Origin of the sequence: Dietzia sp. HMSC21D01, from assembly GCF_001815995.1 — a bacterium.
Taxonomy (GTDB): Bacteria; Actinomycetota; Actinomycetes; order Mycobacteriales; family Mycobacteriaceae; genus Dietzia; species Dietzia cinnamea.
In genome coordinates this window covers 583-935 of sequence record NZ_KV823616.1, presented here as the reverse complement: position 1 = coordinate 935, position 353 = coordinate 583, and the positions used below count along the sequence as shown (strand labels likewise).

The 353-nt window shown below is 62.9% G+C and carries 1 protein-coding gene; it reads left to right on the top strand.

Annotated elements, in window-relative coordinates:
- Positions 1 to 187: 187 nt before the first annotated feature.
- On the top strand, positions 188 to 353 hold a 166-nt coding region (locus tag HMPREF3086_RS19380; RefSeq protein ID WP_371441628.1), incomplete at its 3' end, for a CoA-transferase.

The window sequence follows — 353 nt, the reverse complement described above, 5'->3', positions numbered from 1 at the left end:
AGGATCGCAGCTTGTTCAGCAGTCTCCTAGCGGGTGTCTTCTACGCAGGAGCAGCTAGCACGACCCTCGCACTTGACGTGTTCCACGGCACCTAATGACAGAAGTCCCGCGACCGAGTCGGCCGCGGGACTTCCCGAAGGGTCAGCAAACCCAGATTAGCTTTGCAGCTAGAGATTAATGGAGAAGCATGTCTAGCAAGATCATGACCGCGGCCGAGGCCGTCGCGGACATCCCCGACGGGGCGTCGATCGCCGCCGGCGGGTTCGGCCTGAGTGGGATCCCGCAGATCGTGATCGAGGCCCTCGCCGCCCGCGACGTCGGCAACTTCGAGGTGTTCTCCAACAACGCCGGCG